The sequence below is a fragment of the Kribbella sp. NPDC058693 genome (genome assembly GCF_042715335.1).
GTDB lineage: Bacteria > Actinomycetota > Actinomycetes > Propionibacteriales > Kribbellaceae > Kribbella > Kribbella jiaozuonensis.
In genome coordinates this window covers 480,654-496,227 of sequence record NZ_JBHXSQ010000002.1, presented here as the reverse complement: position 1 = coordinate 496,227, position 15,574 = coordinate 480,654, and the positions used below count along the sequence as shown (strand labels likewise).

At 69.6% G+C, this 15,574-nt stretch carries 11 protein-coding genes; 7 read left to right on the top strand and 4 right to left on the bottom strand.

The window, feature by feature from the left end; all coding sequences use genetic code 11:
- Positions 1-91 precede the first annotated feature (91 nt).
- From ACFWUU_RS11990 to ACFWUU_RS11980, 3 genes are read right to left on the bottom strand one after another with little or no spacing between them, the layout of a single operon-like run.
- Complete coding sequence (locus tag ACFWUU_RS11990) at positions 92-1,864, bottom strand: aldehyde dehydrogenase family protein (protein ID WP_380175005.1); 1,773 nt, start codon at positions 1,862-1,864, stop codon at positions 92-94.
- Complete coding sequence (acnA, locus tag ACFWUU_RS11985) at positions 1,861-4,293, bottom strand: aconitate hydratase AcnA (protein WP_380175003.1); 2,433 nt, start codon at positions 4,291-4,293, stop codon at positions 1,861-1,863. The genes ACFWUU_RS11990 and acnA overlap by 4 nt, the downstream gene beginning before the upstream one ends.
- Positions 4,290-5,336 carry an isocitrate/isopropylmalate dehydrogenase family protein gene (locus ACFWUU_RS11980; RefSeq protein ID WP_380175001.1) on the bottom strand — a complete coding sequence of 349 codons (1,047 nt, stop codon included), beginning with the start codon at positions 5,334-5,336 and terminating at the stop codon, positions 4,290-4,292. Before ACFWUU_RS11980 ends, acnA begins: the two co-directional genes overlap by 4 nt.
- A 120-nt stretch (positions 5,337-5,456) precedes the next feature.
- Between ACFWUU_RS11980 and ACFWUU_RS11975 the strand changes: the two genes are divergently transcribed.
- Positions 5,457-6,152 (top strand): GntR family transcriptional regulator, encoded by a 696-nt coding sequence (locus ACFWUU_RS11975; protein ID WP_380174999.1) that lies wholly within the window; start codon positions 5,457-5,459, stop codon positions 6,150-6,152.
- Positions 6,149-7,135 (top strand): GDSL-type esterase/lipase family protein, encoded by a 987-nt coding sequence (locus ACFWUU_RS11970; protein ID WP_380174997.1) that lies wholly within the window; start codon positions 6,149-6,151, stop codon positions 7,133-7,135. Before ACFWUU_RS11975 ends, ACFWUU_RS11970 begins: the two co-directional genes overlap by 4 nt.
- Here the strand turns inward: ACFWUU_RS11970 and ACFWUU_RS11965 are convergent.
- The gene (locus ACFWUU_RS11965) at positions 7,112-8,002 is read right to left on the bottom strand and encodes a LysR family transcriptional regulator (protein ID WP_380174995.1); all 891 of its coding nucleotides are present in this window, start codon (positions 8,000-8,002) and stop codon (positions 7,112-7,114) included. The two genes, ACFWUU_RS11970 and ACFWUU_RS11965, sit on opposite strands and share 24 nt — an antisense overlap.
- A 92-nt stretch (positions 8,003-8,094) precedes the next feature.
- Here ACFWUU_RS11965 and gabT point away from each other — a divergent pair, with 92 nt between their 5' ends.
- The 5 genes from gabT (at position 8,095) to ACFWUU_RS11940 (ending at position 15,566) form a co-directional block, all read left to right on the top strand.
- Entirely contained in the window at positions 8,095-9,447 is a 1,353-nt protein-coding gene (gene gabT, locus ACFWUU_RS11960; protein ID WP_380174993.1) for a 4-aminobutyrate--2-oxoglutarate transaminase, read from the top strand.
- Positions 9,448-9,483: 36 nt separating this feature from the next.
- Positions 9,484-10,392 (top strand): MurR/RpiR family transcriptional regulator, encoded by a 909-nt coding sequence (locus ACFWUU_RS11955; RefSeq protein ID WP_380174991.1) that lies wholly within the window; start codon positions 9,484-9,486, stop codon positions 10,390-10,392.
- 71 nt (positions 10,393-10,463) lie between these two features.
- Positions 10,464-11,234 carry an SDR family NAD(P)-dependent oxidoreductase gene (locus tag ACFWUU_RS11950; protein ID WP_380174989.1) on the top strand — a complete coding sequence of 257 codons (771 nt, stop codon included), beginning with the start codon at positions 10,464-10,466 and terminating at the stop codon, positions 11,232-11,234.
- Complete coding sequence (locus ACFWUU_RS11945) at positions 11,231-14,128, top strand: aminotransferase (protein ID WP_380174987.1); 2,898 nt, start codon at positions 11,231-11,233, stop codon at positions 14,126-14,128. Before ACFWUU_RS11950 ends, ACFWUU_RS11945 begins: the two co-directional genes overlap by 4 nt.
- Positions 14,129-14,132: 4 nt before the next feature.
- Positions 14,133-15,566, top strand: coding sequence for an aminobutyraldehyde dehydrogenase (locus tag ACFWUU_RS11940; RefSeq protein ID WP_380174985.1), 1,434 nt, complete (start codon positions 14,133-14,135; stop codon positions 15,564-15,566).
- Positions 15,567-15,574 lie beyond the last annotated feature (8 nt).

Sequence of the window (15,574 nt, the reverse complement as noted above, 5' to 3'; positions counted from 1 at the left end):
AGGATGTCCTTCCGCAGTGAGGTGAGCCTTCCCGAACTGAGGATTGCGTAACCTCAGTTAATCTGCATCACCTGTTACATAAGTCTATTCGTTACGATCCAGTGGCCGCAACGGCTCCGCGGTCGGAGGCCGAGAGATGTGCCACAGTCACCCCGGTGGCGGTCATCGTGCGGGTCACCTCACGACCGCCGTACACCCAGTAGATGGTCAGCTCACCGTCGCCGCGGTTGATGAACTGATGCGGTACGCCGGCCGGCACCCAGGTCGCGTCGCCCGCCTCCAGGTCGACCCGTTCGCCGTCGATCACCGCGGTCGCCTGGCCGGAGAAGACCAGCACCGACTCCTCCACGTTGTGCGAGTGCATCGGGATCTCGGTGCCGACGGCAAAGATCGTCGTACCGGTGGTGATCTTGTTCGAGGCACTGTTCCACGCGCCGACGTACGGCACCGTCCGTACGCCGCTGCCGCGGTCGAACACCTCGACCTCGTCGGGCCGGATGACCAGGCGGGGAGCGGGATCCGCGGACCACACGGTCTTCACGTTCATGAACTCGCGCATCCCGTCCGCGCCGAGCTCGCGGCCGTACCCGGACTGCTTGATCCCGCCGAACGGCAACCGCGGATCCGACGCGACGATCGCGTTGACGAACACCGCACCGGCGTCGATCCGCCCGACCAGCTCGGCGGCCCGCTCCTGCGCCGTCCACAACGACGAGCCCAGACCGAACTCGGTCCGGTTGGCCAGCTCGATGGCCTCGTCGGCGTCGCGGGCACGGACGATCGCCGCGACCGGACCGAAGGTCTCCTCGTCGAACGCCGCCATGCCCGGCTCGACGTGATCCAGCACGGTCGGCCGATAGTAGAAGCCAGGTTCCACGGCTTCCCCACCACGCAGGAGACTCGCTCCGGCTTTGACGGTACGACGTACCTGATCGTCGAGCGCGTCGCGCAGACCGTCGCGCGCCATCGGTCCCAGCGACGTCGCGCGATCGAGCGGATCACCCATCACGAGTCGATCGAGTGCTGCACAGAACAGCGTGACGAACCGATCGGCGACCGACGCCTCGACGATCATCCGCTTGGCGTTGACGCAGCTCTGCCCGGCGTTGATGAACCGGCTCGTGACGGCCGCGGTGGCAGCCGCTTCGAGGTCGGCGTCGGCGAGCACGATGAACGGGTCGGATCCGCCGAGCTCGAGGACCTGCTTCTTCAAGGCCTGACCGGCTTGTGCGGCGATGATCCGGCCGACCTCGGTCGAGCCGGTGAAGGTCACGGCTGCGATCCGGTCGTCCGCGATCAGGCCGGCGACCTGTTCGGTCTCGACCAGTACGACGCCGATCAGTCCGGCCGGCATGCCGGCGTCCGCGAGCACCGACTCGATGGCCAGCGCGCAGCGCGGCACGGTGTTCGCGTGTTTGAGGATCGCGCCGTTCCCGGCCGCGAGGGCTGGAGCTGCGAAGCGGAAGAACTGCCAGAACGGGAAGTTCCACGGCATCACGGCGAGGACGACGCCGAGCGGCTCGTACTCGATCCGGCCTTCCCTGGTGACCGCCTGCGCGGCGAGGAAGCCTTCCGCGTGGGTGGCGTAGTACTCGCAGGTGACCGCACACTTCTCGATCTCTGCCATCGCTTCGGTCAGCGGTTTGCCCATCTCGGTGGTGATCAGGGCGGCGAGCTCGGACTTGCGGGCGCGCAGCGTGCTCGCGATCGTCCGGAGCAGTTCGGCGCGTTCGCCGACCTCGGTGTGCTGCCAGTTGCTCTGGGCAACCGCTGCGGCGCCGAGCAGCCGGTCGACCCGGTCGGAGTCGTAGGGTTCGTAGCCGGCGAGCTGCTCGCCGGTGGCTGGATTGATCGAGGCGATCACTGGGGTTGCCCTTCGCTGAGGCGATGCAGGACGTACGGCAGGACGCCGCCGTGGCGGTAGTAGTCGTGTTCGCGCGGCGTGTCCAGGCGGACCCGCAGGCGGTAGGTCCGGCCCGCGGACCGGGCGGTGGCCAGGCCGTCGTCGTGGAGTTCGATGTCGATGGGTTCCTCGCCGGTGAGATCGTCGCCCTCCCCGGGCAGGAACTCCAGCGGGAGAATGCCGAGCCCGACCAGGTTGGAGCGGTGGATCCGCTCGAAGGACTGCGCGAGGACCGCGCGTACTCCGAGCAGTGCCGGGCCTTTCGCAGCCCAGTCGCGGGACGAGCCGGTGCCGTACTCCTTGCCGGCGACAACGACCAGCGGTACGCCGGCCGCGCGGTAGGCCATCGCGGCGTCGTAGATCGGGGCCGGCTCGCCGTCCGGGCCTCGGGTGACCGGTCCCTCGGCGTCGACGAGCTGGTTGCGGAGCCGGAGGTTGCCGAAGGCACCACGGACCATCACCTGGTGGTTGCCACGACGGGACGCGTAGGTGTTCAGCTCGGTCACCCCGAGACCGGTCAGGTATCGGCCGGCCACGCTGTCCCACGGGATCGCGCCGGCCGGTGAGATGTGGTCCGTCGTGACGGAGTCACCGAGCCGTAGGAGTGCGCGGGCACCGGTCAGATCGGTTGGCTGGACATCGAAGTAGTTGGGTTGCTGCAGGTACGTCGAGTCGCCCCACTTGAAGGTCTCCCCCGCCGGCGCGTCCAGCGTCTGCCAGCGGTCGTCGCCGGCGAACAGGTCGTCGTACGCGTGGTCGAAGAGCTCGGGTTTGAGCACCTGCTCGAGGACCGCCTCGATCTCGGCCGGCTGTGGCCAGATGTCTTTGAGGTAGACATCCCCGTCGAGGGGCTCGGTGAGGAGGTCGATGTCCATCCGGCCGGCGATCGCGTACGCGACCACGAGCGGCGGCGAGGCGAGGTAGTTCAGCCGTACGTCGGGCTGGATCCGGCCCTCGAAGTTCCGGTTCCCGGAGAGCACCGCGGCCACCGTCAGGTCCTTGGCGTCGACGGCCAGCTCGCCGGAGGCGCCGATGCACGTCATACAACCGAACCCGGTCAGGTGGAACCCCAGCTTCTCCAGGTGCGGCGTGAGCCCGGCCGCGCCGAGGTAGTCCATCACCACGCGCGATCCGGGCGACAGGGTCGTCTTCACCCAGGGCTTGCTCACCAGCCCTCGCTCGACCGCGTTCTTCGCCACCAGCCCGGCCGCGACCATGACCGCCGGGTTGGACGTGTTGGTGCAGGACGTGATCGCGGCAACGACGACCGCGCCGTGCCCCGGGGTGTCGGTCGTGCGTGGTCCGGGTGGGAGTTCGCCTTCGACGGCCTGCTTCGCGGTCGAGAGCGGGACGCGCTGGTTGGGGCGGCGGGGGCCGGCGATCGTCGGGACGACGGCGGACAGGTCGATGTCGACGTACTCGTCATATAAGAGGTCGGCCGACGGGTCGTGCCAGAGGCCTTGTTCGCGGGCGTACGACTCGACCAGGGCGACCTTCTCCGCTGGGCGATTGGTGAAGCGGAGGTAGTCGAGGGTGCGGTCGTCGATCGGGAAGTACGCCGCGGTGGAGCCGAACTCCGGGCTCATATTGGCGATCGTCGCGCGGTCCGGCACCGCGAGGCCCGCCAGCGCGGGACCGGTGAACTCGACCAGCTTGCCGACGACGCCGTGCGCACGCAGCGTCTCGGTGATCGTGAGGACCAGATCTGTCGCAGTCGTGCCTGCCTCGAGAGCGCCGCTGAGCCGTACGCCGACGACCGGCGGCAGGATCATCGACACCGACTGGCCGAGCATCGCGGCCTCGGCCTCGATACCGCCGATCCCCCAGCCGAGCACACCGAGACCGTTGACCATCGTGGTGTGCGAATCCGTGCCCAGGCAGAGATCCGGGAACACCCATCCGTCCTGCTCCTCGACCACCCGGGCCAGGTGTTCGAGGTTGATCTGATGCATGATCCCCGACCCCGGCGGTACGACGTTGAGCCGCTCGAACGTCTGCTGGCCCCAGCGCAGGAAGCGGTAGCGCTCGGCGTTCCGCTCGTACTCGCGGTCGACGTTCACGCGCAGTGCGTCCGGCCGGCCGTACACGTCCGCGATCACCGAGTGGTCCACGACCAGCTCGGCCGGGATCACCGGATCGACCAGCCGCGGGTCCTTGCCACGGGCAACCATGGCGTCCCGCATCGCGGCCAGGTCGACGAGCACGGGTACGCCGTTCGTGTCGTGCAGGAACACCCGCGACGGGTACACCTCCAGCTCGCCGGTCGCGCCGGGCTTCCACTCCCGCAAGGCGTCGGCAGCCGTCCCGTGCCGGAGTGCGTTCTCCAGCAAGATGCGTAGCGTCCTGGGGAGGTGATCCGGCGCAATGCCCGTCAAGGGCTGCAGCTTCATGCCAGGCCCTTGATCACGGCGGCGGTGAACTCCGTCGTACTCGCGGTGCCGCCGAGGTCCGCCGTACGGATGCCCTGGGCAACCGTCTCGCGCAGGCCGAGGTCGATGCGCTCGGCGACCTCCGGGAGGCCGAGCCAGTCGAGGAGCATCGCGCCGGAGGCGATCATCGCGGTCGGGTTGGCGAGACCGCGCCCGGCGATGTCCGGCGCGGACCCGTGCGCAGCCTGGGCCATCGCCCGCTCGTGCGACGCGTTGATGGACGGCGCGATCCCGAGCGAGCCGGCCAGTTCTCCGGTCAGGTCGGACAGGATGTCGCCGAACATGTTCTCGGTGACCAGCACATCGAAGTCCGCGCCGCGCCGGACCAGGTGCACCGTCATCGCGTCGATGTGGAAGTCGTCTACCTCGAGCTGCGGGTAGTCGGCAGCGATCTCGCGGCAGATCTCCAGGAAGAACCCGGTGGTGGTCCGCAGCACGTTCGCCTTGTGCACGATCGTCAGGTGCCGGCGCCGGCGGAGGGCAAGCTCACAGGCCTGCCGCGCGATCCGCTCGATCGCCGGCCGGGTGAAGATCCCCATCGCGATCGCCACGTCCGCGGTCGGCATGAACTCGCCGGTGCCGCGGTAGGTACTGCGATCGGTGTAGAAGCCTTCGGTGTTCTCCCGGGTCACGACCAGATCCATCCCGGGCACGAGCGCCGGCGTACCGTCGAACGCCTTCGCCGGCCTGATGTTCGCGAACAGGTCGAAATGCTTGCGCAGATAGCCGCTCGGGTTGAGCTTCCGCCGATGTTCCTCCGGGTACGCGGCGCTGTCGTGCGGACCGAGGAGCCAGCCGTCGAGCCCGCGGAGCGTCTCGACCGTCACCTCCGGAAGCGCGTCGCCGTGGGACTCGATCGCGGCCGCGCCGACCGGCAGCGGCACCCACTCGACCGCTGCGGCACTTGTGGTGTCCAGGGCTGCGTCGATCACCTCGACGGCGGCGGGCACGATCTCCGGCCCGATGCCGTCACCGGTCAGTACTCCGAGGCGGAAGGTTCTCATGGTGAGGAGTGTCAGTCGTTATAACGACTCGCGTCAAGACCGCGCCTCCAATCGTCTCAAGGCTTGATCTCAAGGTATTCTCGACCAATCGGTTGCTATAACTTCTCGAAGGAGACCGCGTTGACGAAGGCCGAAGTGGCCTACGAGCTGGTGCGGGAGCGGGTGCTCCGGGGTGACCTCACGCCGGGCGCCGTCATCCCCCAGGCCTCGCTGGCCCACGAGCTCGGGATCAGCACGACGCCGTTGCGTGAAGCGCTCCGGCGGCTGATGACCGAGGGACTGGTCGAGCTGGACGCCCACCGGGACGCACGCGTCACGAGGCTGACCGTCGAGGAGGCGCGGGACCTGATCGAGATCCGCCGGTCCCTCGACCCGTTGGCGGCCGGGCTGGCGGCAGAACGCCGTACCCGCGATGACCTCGCGCTGATCCGGGAGACGGCCCACGAGCTGCTGCCGTTGCGGACCGATCCCGGTACGGCGGAACTGCTGACGCACCGCCGGTTCCATGTCGCGATCTTCTCGGCCTCGCACAACCAGGTACTGGTCCAAACGCTCGACTCGCTCTGGGACAAGGCCGACCGCTACCGCAGGCTCGCCCTCGAGACCGGCCGGACCGAGGCGGATCTGGACCGCACCCACACCGAGCACCTCGAGCTGGTCGACGCGATCGCGGCCGGCGACTCCGGCACCGCGACCTCGGTGATGCTCGCCCACGTCGAGGCCAGCCTCGGTGCACGCGCCGTCGCCCGCCTCTCGTCCGATGCCGCTCAGCCCGCCGCCCGGTCGTTGCGGGGCATCCGGGGAGCGCGCGTATGACCTGGACCGGCTTCCGGCACCACGAGCTCGACGCGGACGATTGGACGACGTTCTGGCGGCTCGACCCGCGCGGTCAGGACTTCCGGCTGACGGAGTGGACCGGTCGCCCGCATCGCCAGGGTGATCACCTGTGGGCACGCGCCGCCACCCCGGCAGGCGTCCGCGGAGCCTGGCGTACGGCGGCAACCTCGGTGCAGCTGGACATCCGGGCGGCCCTCGGGATCTACAACCGGATCGCGCCCGTCGACGTACTGCTCAACGGCGTACTGCACCGGCGCTGCGAGATCGGCGACGGCGAGCAGCGGCTGACCGTCGATCTCCCCGGCCGCGAGGCAGAGGTGGAGATCTGGCTTCCGCAGGCCGGCGCGATCGCGATCCGGGAGGCTCGCTTCGACGGCGCAGCCGAGGAACTCGCGCCGACCGGACCGCGATGGATCACGTACGGCAGTTCCATCACCCAATGCAGCGGTGCGTACGGGCCGTCGGAGACGTGGCCCGCCGTCGTCGCCCGGCGCCACGGCTGGGACGGCGTCAATCTCGGTTTCGGTGGTGAGTGTCACCTCGATCCGGTCGCGGCCCGTACGATCCGCGATCTCCCGGCCGACCTCATCTCGTTGTGCCTCGGGATCAACATCCACGGCGGCGAGACCTTCAACGGGCGCACCTTGCCCGGCCAGGTCGAGGCCTTCGTTGCAACCGTCCGCCAGGGGCACCCGGAGACGCCGCTCGCCGTAATCACTCCGCTCCCGGCCCCCAACCGCGAAGGCACACCGAACGCGGTCGGCCTGACGCTGGACGACGTACGCAGGCTCGTCGAGCTGGGCGCCCGCAACGACCCGGCCGTCGAGGTCATCGACGGCCGCGACCTCCTCACCGCGGATGAGGCCCGCGCCCTGTACGCCGACGACGTCCACCCCGGTCCCGAGGGCTATCTCCTGATCGCCGACCGCCTTGCTCCGCTACTCCTGCGGGTAGCGACGTAGCACCCAGGTCGCGAGGCGGTCGGCGAGGGACTCGAGCTCGGCGGCCGCGACGGTGCGGGAGTCCCAGCCGGCGACGAGGTTGATGCTCAGGACGCCGGTGCCAGTGCCAGTGCCGGTGCTGATCGCGAGAGGGACGAGGTCGAAGCGGGCGTCGTCGGAGACCACGGCGACACCGCGACCGGCTGCGGCCAAGGCCTGTGCGATGGTGCCGTTCGCAGCTTCGGTGAAGTGTGCGATCCCGGCACCGGCGGCAGCCACCGCAGAGTCGAGGGCTTCTCGCGCCGTGTACGTCGGCGGCAGGCCGATCACGTGCCGCTCGAGCACCTCGGCCAGCTCCACCCGCCCACGCGACGACCACGGATCGTCCGCCGGGACGTACGCCCAGACCGGGAGCACCGCGAGCGGTCGCGACGCGTACGGCGCCTGCGCGCGCTGGATCCCGATCGCCAGATCAGCGCCGGACCGCAGCATCTCGGTCGTCGTCGACCCATCGGCGGGACGGACGTCGAGGAGCGGATCGTCAGGAGCCATCGTCGCAACGAACGGGGAGACGACATCGGTGAGCGTCACGGTCGGCGCCGCCACGGTGATCCGGTCCAGGCGGCCTTGCGCGTGGAACGCCGCGGCGGCCTTGAGGTCGTCGGCCGCGGCGAGCAGGTCCTTCGCGGTCGGCAGCAGCGCACGCCCGGTCCGGTTGAGCGTGAGCCGTCCGGCGCCGCGGTCGAACAGCGCGACGCCGAGGTCGTGCTCCAGCTGCCGCAGCTGCCGGGACAGGGCGGGCTGCGCGACGTGGACCGCGAGCGCGGCCGCGCTCACACTGCCGGCTTCCGCGGTCGCCACGAAGTAGCGGACATGCCGGAGCTGCATATGCCTCCTAGGCATGGATTCTGCCGATAACGAGTATTGGACAGCATAGCTACGGCGTCTCACACTGGCGATGGTCGAGCCGAGGAGGACCCATGACCATCGCCGAGACTGCCGCAGGTGTCGAGCAACGACGACGACTGGTGACCGCGATCCCCGGGCCCGCGTCGCAGGCGCTGATGGACCGGAAGGCAGCGGCTGTCGCGAGTGGCGTCGGGACCACCCTGCCGGTGTTCGCGGTCCGGGCCGGCGGGGGCATCGTGGTCGATGCCGATGGCAACCACTTGATCGACCTAGGCTCGGGGATCGCGGTGACGACCGTCGGGAACAGCGCGCCGCGGGTGGTCGCCGCCGTACAGGCTCAGGTCGCCGCCTTCACCCACACCTGCTTCATGATCACGCCGTACGAGTCGTACGTCGCGGTCGCGGAGGCGCTCAATCGGCTGACCCCGGGCGATCACGCCAAGCGCACCGCGCTGTTCAACTCCGGCGCCGAGGCGGTCGAGAACGCGGTCAAGATCGCGCGCTCGTTCACCGGGCGACCGGCCGTCGTGGTGTTCGACCACGCTTACCACGGCCGGACGAACCTGACGATGGCGATGACCGCGAAGAACATGCCGTACAAGAACGGCTTCGGACCGTTCGCGCCCGAGGTCTATCGCGCTCCGTTGTCGTATCCGTTCCGCGACGGCGGACTCGACGGCGCGGACGCCGCGCGCCGGGCGATCGAGCTCATCTCGGTACAGGTTGGTGCGACGAACCTCGCGGCGATGGTGATCGAGCCGATCCAGGGTGAGGGCGGATTCGTCGAGCCGGCACCCGGGTTCCTGAGCACGCTGGCCGCCTGGTGCCGCGAGTCCGGCGTGGTCTTCGTGGCCGACGAAGTACAGACCGGCTTCGCTCGCACCGGCGACCTGTTCGCCTGCGAGCACGAAGGCGTCGTACCGGATCTGATCGCGACGGCGAAGGGGATTGCCGGCGGTCTGCCGCTCTCGGCGGTGACCGGGCGGGCGGAGATCATGGACGCGCCGCACGTGGGCGGTCTCGGCGGGACGTACGGCGGCAACCCGCTCGCCTGCGTCGCCGCGCTGGCCGCCATCGAGACGATCGAGGCCGACGGGCTGGTCGAGCGGGCCCGGCAGATCGAGCAACGAATGAAGAGCCGGCTGGAGGACCTGGCCAGGAGCGACCCCAGGATCGGGGACGTCCGGGGCCGCGGGGCGATGCTCGCCGTCGAACTCGTTGTCCCGGGCACCACGCAACCGGATGCCGCACTGACCCGGGCCGTCGCCGCCGCAGCGCACCGCGCCGGAGTGATCGTCCTGACCTGCGGGACCGACGGGAACGTACTGCGTTTCCTCCCGCCGCTGAGCATCTCCGACGAACTGATCGACGATGCGCTGGACGTCCTCGCCGAGACATTTCGCACCACGACCGTAACGTCCTGATCACCGCAAGGCGGCCGGGCTCGTACCATCCATTACATGGATGAGCCCCGCGATGCTTCCACGAACGCCGTCACCGCCGCGACCAAGGACGACGTGATCACCGAACTGCGGACGCGGATCCGGGAGCGCTGGGAGGGTTTCTCGCCGGCTGCCCGCGCCGTCAGCCGGTCGCTGGCCGAGCGGACGCCCGAGGAGCTGCTGTTCCTGTCGGCGGCCGACCTCGGCGCCGAGACCAAGACCAGCAACGCGACGGTCATCCGTACCGTCCAGGCGCTCGGGTACTCGGGCCTGGCCGAACTGAAGGCCAAGATCGCGGCGCCGTTCACGCAGGCGAACCGGCCGGTGGTGCGCGCCCGCAAGCGGGTCGAGTCGACCGGCGGGGATCTGGAGAGCGTCTGGCAGCAGGTGCTGGCGGAGTCACTCGAGCGGCTCGAGCTGATGCAGCCGACGTTCGAGCTCGACACGTATCAGCACGCCGTACACCTGCTGCTCGATGCGAAGCACACGCTGACCTACGGCTTCGGTGCGTCGTTCGTGGCCGCGGATCATCTGGCCCTGGTCCTGCGGCGGGTCGGGCTCCGGGTGACTCCGCTGCACGCCGGGGGCTTCCGGCTCGCCGACGATCTGCTCGCGATCGGGCCCGGTGACGTCGTCGTCCTGTTCGCGCCGGGCCGCTCGGTCATCGAGGTCGAGGTCCTGGTCGATCGCGCGCGCGACGTCGGAGCCGCGACCATCCTGGTGACCGAGGACCCGGACAGCAAGCTCTCCCGCGCGGTGACGGTCACGCTCCACTCGCCGACGACCCCCACCGGCCTGACCGGCGAACCGCTGACCTCGATCGTCGTCGGCGACGTGCTCGCCCAGGGCGTCGCGACCCTGGCGGCCGAGCGCTCGGTGGACGCCTCCGAACGACTCACGGGGCTACGCCGGAGGCTAGGTTTCTGAGCGTCGATCAGGATTGCTCACCAATTACGTAGCTGCTAGATTGGTCACCAATCTTCGGAAGGTGGCTATGCGTGGGCGACCTCGACCTGGCGGGCCGGGCTGCGGTGGTGACCGGGGTCGGCGGACCGCGTGGCATCGGCTTCGCGGTGGCCAGAGCGCTGAGCGCCCGGGGTGCTTCACTCGTCATCTCTGCGGCCGGAGACCGGGTCCACCAACGCGCGGCCGAGCTGCCGGCCGGCACCCTTGCCATCCCGGGTGATCTGACCCAGGCAGGCACCACCGTGGAACTGGCCCGAGCCGCCAAGTCGCGGTTCGGCCGGCTCGACATCGCCGTCAACTGTGCGGGGATGACGTCGACCACCCGTCCGGAGCCGGAATCGGGGGCGGTCGGGCAGCTGTCGTTGGAGACCTGGCGAGCGAGCCTGTCCCGCAACCTGGACGCGGCCTTCCTGTTCGCGCGCGCCGTCATGCCGGCGCTCGAGGAGTCCGGCGCCGGCCGCCTGGTGATGGTCGCCAGCCTCACCGGACCGGTGATGAGCATGCGCGGCGAGATCGCATACTCCGCTGCGAAGGCCGGCGTGGTCGGGCTGGTCCGCGGACTCGCGCTCGACTCCGCGGCCGCCGGGGTGACGGTGAACGCCGTAGCTCCGGGGTGGATCGCCACCGACTCGCAGACGCCGGACGAGCACCGGCAGGGGTTGCGGACGCCGGTCGGCCGGAGCGGTACGCCGGAAGAGGTCGCCGGCCTCATCGCCTATCTGTGTTCGCCGTCCTCGTCCTATCTCACCGGCCAGTGCCTCGTCGTCGACGGCGGCAACTCGATCGCGGAGGAACGCGCATGACCCAGACCTTCAACTTCTTCGAACAAGCAGCCCTCCCCGCGCCCGAGATCACCGTGGCGCATGCGGCGGAGTACGTGCGGGCGACGTACGGCATCGAGGGCGAGGTCACCGAGCTCGGCAGCCAGCAGGATGCGAACTTCCTCGTCTCCGCGGCCGATGCGCAGTACGTCCTCAAGGTGTCCAACGCCGCGTTCACCCGCGAGGACCTGGCAGCACAGGACCTCGCGGCCGCTGAGGTCGCCCGGCAGGAGCCTGACATCCAAGTGCCCGTGGCGGTGCCGGGGCCGGACGGCTCGACCGTGCAGCCGATCGCGTTCGGCGGCGGGCCGACGTACGCGCGGCTGGTGACGTTCGTGGCCGGCGATGTGCTGAGCGACAGCGCGTACCTCGCGCCCGAGATCGTTGCCGCCCTGGGCGATCTCGCCGCTCGTACGTCGCGTGCGCTGGCCGGACTCGGCGGCGAGGTCCCGGCCCGCTCGCTCCAGTGGGATCTGCGGAACGCGGCCGAAGTGGTGACCCGGCTCGCCGATTTCGTGACCGTGCCCGGCGGACCCGACGCCGCCCGAGCCGCGGCCTCGACCGCCGCCAAGGCGCTCGCGCCGTACGCCGGGAACCTGCCGCTCCAGGTGATCCACGGCGACCTGACCGACGACAACGTGATCGCCGCCGTCGACGCCGACGGTCGCCGCCGGCCGGTCGGGGTGATCGACTTCGGCGACCTGACCGAGAGCTGGTCGATCGCCGAGCTCGCCGTGACGTGTACGTCGCTGCTGTACCACTCCCCCGATCTCTCGACGATGCTGCCGGCGATCGTCGCGTACGACCGGATCCGGCCGATCTCCGACGACGAACTCGCAGCGCTCGGGCCCCTCGTCGTACTGCGCGCCGCCGCGCTGATGGTGAGTGGTCAGCAGCAGACGCAGGTCGACCGCGACAACCGGTACGCGTCGGAGAACCTCGCGCGCGAGTGGGCCATCTTCGAGCAGGCGACGTCGGTTCCACTCGAGGTCCTGACCGAGCTGATCCGCGCGTCGATACGGCCCCGGAAGGAGCGTCGGACGGTCGACGGCTCGCCTCTACTGTGGATCGGCGACCAACCCGTGGTTCCGGGACAGCTGGACCTGTCGACGACGAGCGTCGACCTGCACGACGGTCGCTTCCTGCTGGACGAGGCGGAGGCAGTCGCGGCCGCGGGGGCGATCACGCGGGACGGATCGGTCGCCGTGGCTGTTCCGTTCCTGCAGCCGCGGCTGACGCGCACTCGCCTGAACTCGTTCGAGGCGCCGGCATCTGTCGGTCTCGGTGTCGAGGTGTTTGCCGTGCAAGAGCTGGAGCTGCGTGCGCCCTGGGCCGGGGTCATCCAGCGGCACGATGATGCCGTCGCACTCAAAGGTCGGGATGGGGTGACCCTGTGGCTCAGCGGTGCGTCCGTTGATGCTGAAGGTACCGTCGAGACCGGTGACGTACTCGGGCAACTCACACCTGGAGCGGCGCTGCGGGTGCAACTGACTGACCTCGAGACCCGGCCACCGTTCTTCATTCAGGCCAGTCTGGCTGACGCCTGGGCCGGGTCGTGTCCGGACCCGACCGGCCTCATCGATGCGGTCGCTACTCCCCCGACCGTCGATCACCTGCTGGAACGCCGTGAGTCTGCGTTCGCGCCGGTCCAGGAGCACTACTTCCGGGAGCCGCCGCAGATCGAGCGTGGCTGGAGGAACCACCTGTTCGACACCGAGGGCCGCTCGTACCTCGACATGGTCAACAACGTCTCGATCCTCGGCCACGGGCACCCGCGCCTCGCCGCCGCGGTCGAGCAGCAGTGGCGGCTGCTCAACACCAACTCGCGTTTCCACTACCGCGCGGTCGTCGAGTTCTCCGAGCGTCTGGCCGATCTCCTGCCCGAACCGCTCGACACGGTGTTCCTGGTCAACAGCGGCACCGAGGCCGACGACCTCGCCCTCCGGCTCGCCTGGGCGAACACCGGACGGCGTGACGTCATCGCCGTACGGGAGGCCTATCACGGCTGGTCCGACGCCACCGACGCGATCTCGACGTCGGTCGCCGACAACCCCAACGCGCTGGACTCCCGGCCCTCCTGGGTCCACACGGTCGCCGCGCCGAACGCCTACCGAGGGCAGTACCGCGGACCCGACGCCTACCGGTACGCCGCAGATGCCGTTGCCTACATCAACAAACTGAGCACGCCGCCGGCCGCGTTCCTGTCCGAGTCGTTCTACGGCAACGCCGGCGGCATGGCTCTCCCCGACGGTTACCTGCAGGCCGTCTATGCCGCAGTACGGCGGGCCGGCGGGCTGTGCATCGCCGATGAGGTCCAGGTCGGGTACGGCCGACTCGGCAACCACTTCTGGGGCTTTGAGCAACAAGGCGTCGTACCGGATATCGTCACGGTGGCGAAGGCGATGGGCAACGGGCATCCGCTCGGCGCGGTGATCACGACGGCCGCGATCGCCGCGGGCTACCGCAGCCAGGGGTACTTCTTCTCGTCGGCCGGCGGCAGTCCGGTCAGTTGCGTGGCCGGTACGACGGTTCTCGACGTACTCCGCGACGAACAACTGCAGGAGAACGCGCGCGTGGTCGGCGACCATCTGCGGATGCGGCTGCTCGAGCTCGCCGACCGCCATCCGATCATCGGCGCCGTCCACGGGATGGGGCTGTACGTCGGCGTCGAGCTCGTCCGCGATCGCATCACGCTGGAGCCCGCGGCGGCGGAGACCGCCGCGATCTGCGAGCGGATGCGCGAGCTCGGCGTGATCATGCAGCCGACGTCGGATCGCCTGTGTGTACTGAAGATCAAGCCGCCGCTGGGCGTCACGATCACCGATGCCGATTTCTTCGCGGACGCACTCGACCGCGTACTGACCGAAGGGTGGTAAAGCTGTGACGACCGTCCAGAACTTCATCAACGGAGAGCTCGTCGACTCCGTCCACGGCGAGACGATGCCGATCATCGACCCGTCGACCGGCGAGCGGTACGGCACAGCGCCGAACTCGACCGAGGCAGACGTCGAAACGGCGTACGGCGCCGCATCGTCCGCATTCGCCGACTGGCGACGCAGTACGCCGTCGGCCCGTCAGAAGGCACTGCTCGACTTCGCCGACGAGGTCGAACGGTCCGCCGACGACCTGATCGCGGCGGAGGGCCGCAACACCGGCAAACCCGGTCACATCACCAAGGCCGAAGAGATCCCGCCGATGGTCGACCAGATCCGCTTCTTCGCCGGCGCCGCGCGTCTGCTCGAAGGCCGCTCGGCCGGCGAGTACATGGAAGGTCATACCTCGTGGCTGCGGCGTGAGCCGATCGGCGTGGTCGGTCAGGTCACGCCGTGGAACTACCCGATGATGATGGCGATCTGGAAGTTCGTGCCCGCGGTCGCGGCCGGGAACACCGTCGTACTCAAGCCCAGCGACACCACGCCCGTCACCACGGTGATGCTGGCCGAGCTCGCTGCGAAGCATCTGCCGCCGGGCGTGTTCAACGTGGTCACCGGCGATCGGGACACCGGCGCCGCGCTGGTCGCGCACCCGGCCCCGCAGATGGTGTCGGTGACCGGATCGGTCGCCGCCGGACGGGCCGTCGCCGCCAGCGCGGGCGAGCGTCTCAAGCGCACACACCTCGAGCTCGGCGGCAAGGCGCCGGTGATCGTCTTCGCCGACGCCGACCTCGAGGCCGCAGCCGAATGCATCGCGATGGCCGGCTACTTCAACGCCGGCCAGGACTGCACCGCGGCCACCCGGGTGCTGGTGCAGGCACCGGCGGCGGCCGACTTCATCGCCGCACTGGCGGCCTGCACCGGGCAGGCTACAACGACTGCGGGCCGCTCCCCTGACGACCAGGACGCCTGGGTGCCGCCGGTCAACAACGCGGTCCAGTTGGAGCGCGTGCTCGACGCCATCTCCCGCGTCCCGGCGCACGGCTCGGTGGTGACCGGCGGCGAGCGTCAGGGCGACACCGGGTACTACGTGGCTCCGACGGTCATCGGCGGTCTGCGCCAGGACGACTGGCTGTCGCAGCACGAGATCTTCGGTCCGGTCATCACCGTGCAGACGTTCGAGGACGAGGACGAGGCGCTGCGGTCCGCGAACGGCGTCGAGTACGGCCTCGCATCCTCGGTGTGGACCAAGGACGTGGGCCGCGCACTCCGTCTGTCGGCGGCGCTCGACTTCGGCTGTGTCTGGATCAACACCCACATCCCGCTGGTGGCCGAGATGCCCCACGGCGGCTTCAAGTCCTCTGGCCACGGCAAGGACCTGTCCGTGTACGGCCTCGAGGACTACACCCGCATCAAGCACGTGATGGCCGCCCTGACCTGATGGTCAGG

Bases quoted from the DNA above. Each gene is read 5' to 3' on its own strand.
- acnA (WP_380175003.1), bottom strand. From the start codon at position 4,293: ATGAAGCTGCAGCCCTTGACGGGCATTGCGCCGGATCACCTCCCCAGG.
- ACFWUU_RS11980 (WP_380175001.1), bottom strand. From the start codon at position 5,336: ATGAGAACCTTCCGCCTCGGAGTACTGACCGGTGACGGCATCGGGCCG.
- ACFWUU_RS11970 (WP_380174997.1), top strand. From the start codon at position 6,149: ATGACCTGGACCGGCTTCCGGCACCACGAGCTCGACGCGGACGATTGG.
- ACFWUU_RS11965 (WP_380174995.1), bottom strand. From the start codon at position 8,002: ATGCAGCTCCGGCATGTCCGCTACTTCGTGGCGACCGCGGAAGCCGGC.
- gabT (WP_380174993.1), top strand. From the start codon at position 8,095: ATGACCATCGCCGAGACTGCCGCAGGTGTCGAGCAACGACGACGACTG.
- ACFWUU_RS11955 (WP_380174991.1), top strand. From the start codon at position 9,484: ATGGATGAGCCCCGCGATGCTTCCACGAACGCCGTCACCGCCGCGACC.
- ACFWUU_RS11945 (WP_380174987.1), top strand. From the start codon at position 11,231: ATGACCCAGACCTTCAACTTCTTCGAACAAGCAGCCCTCCCCGCGCCC.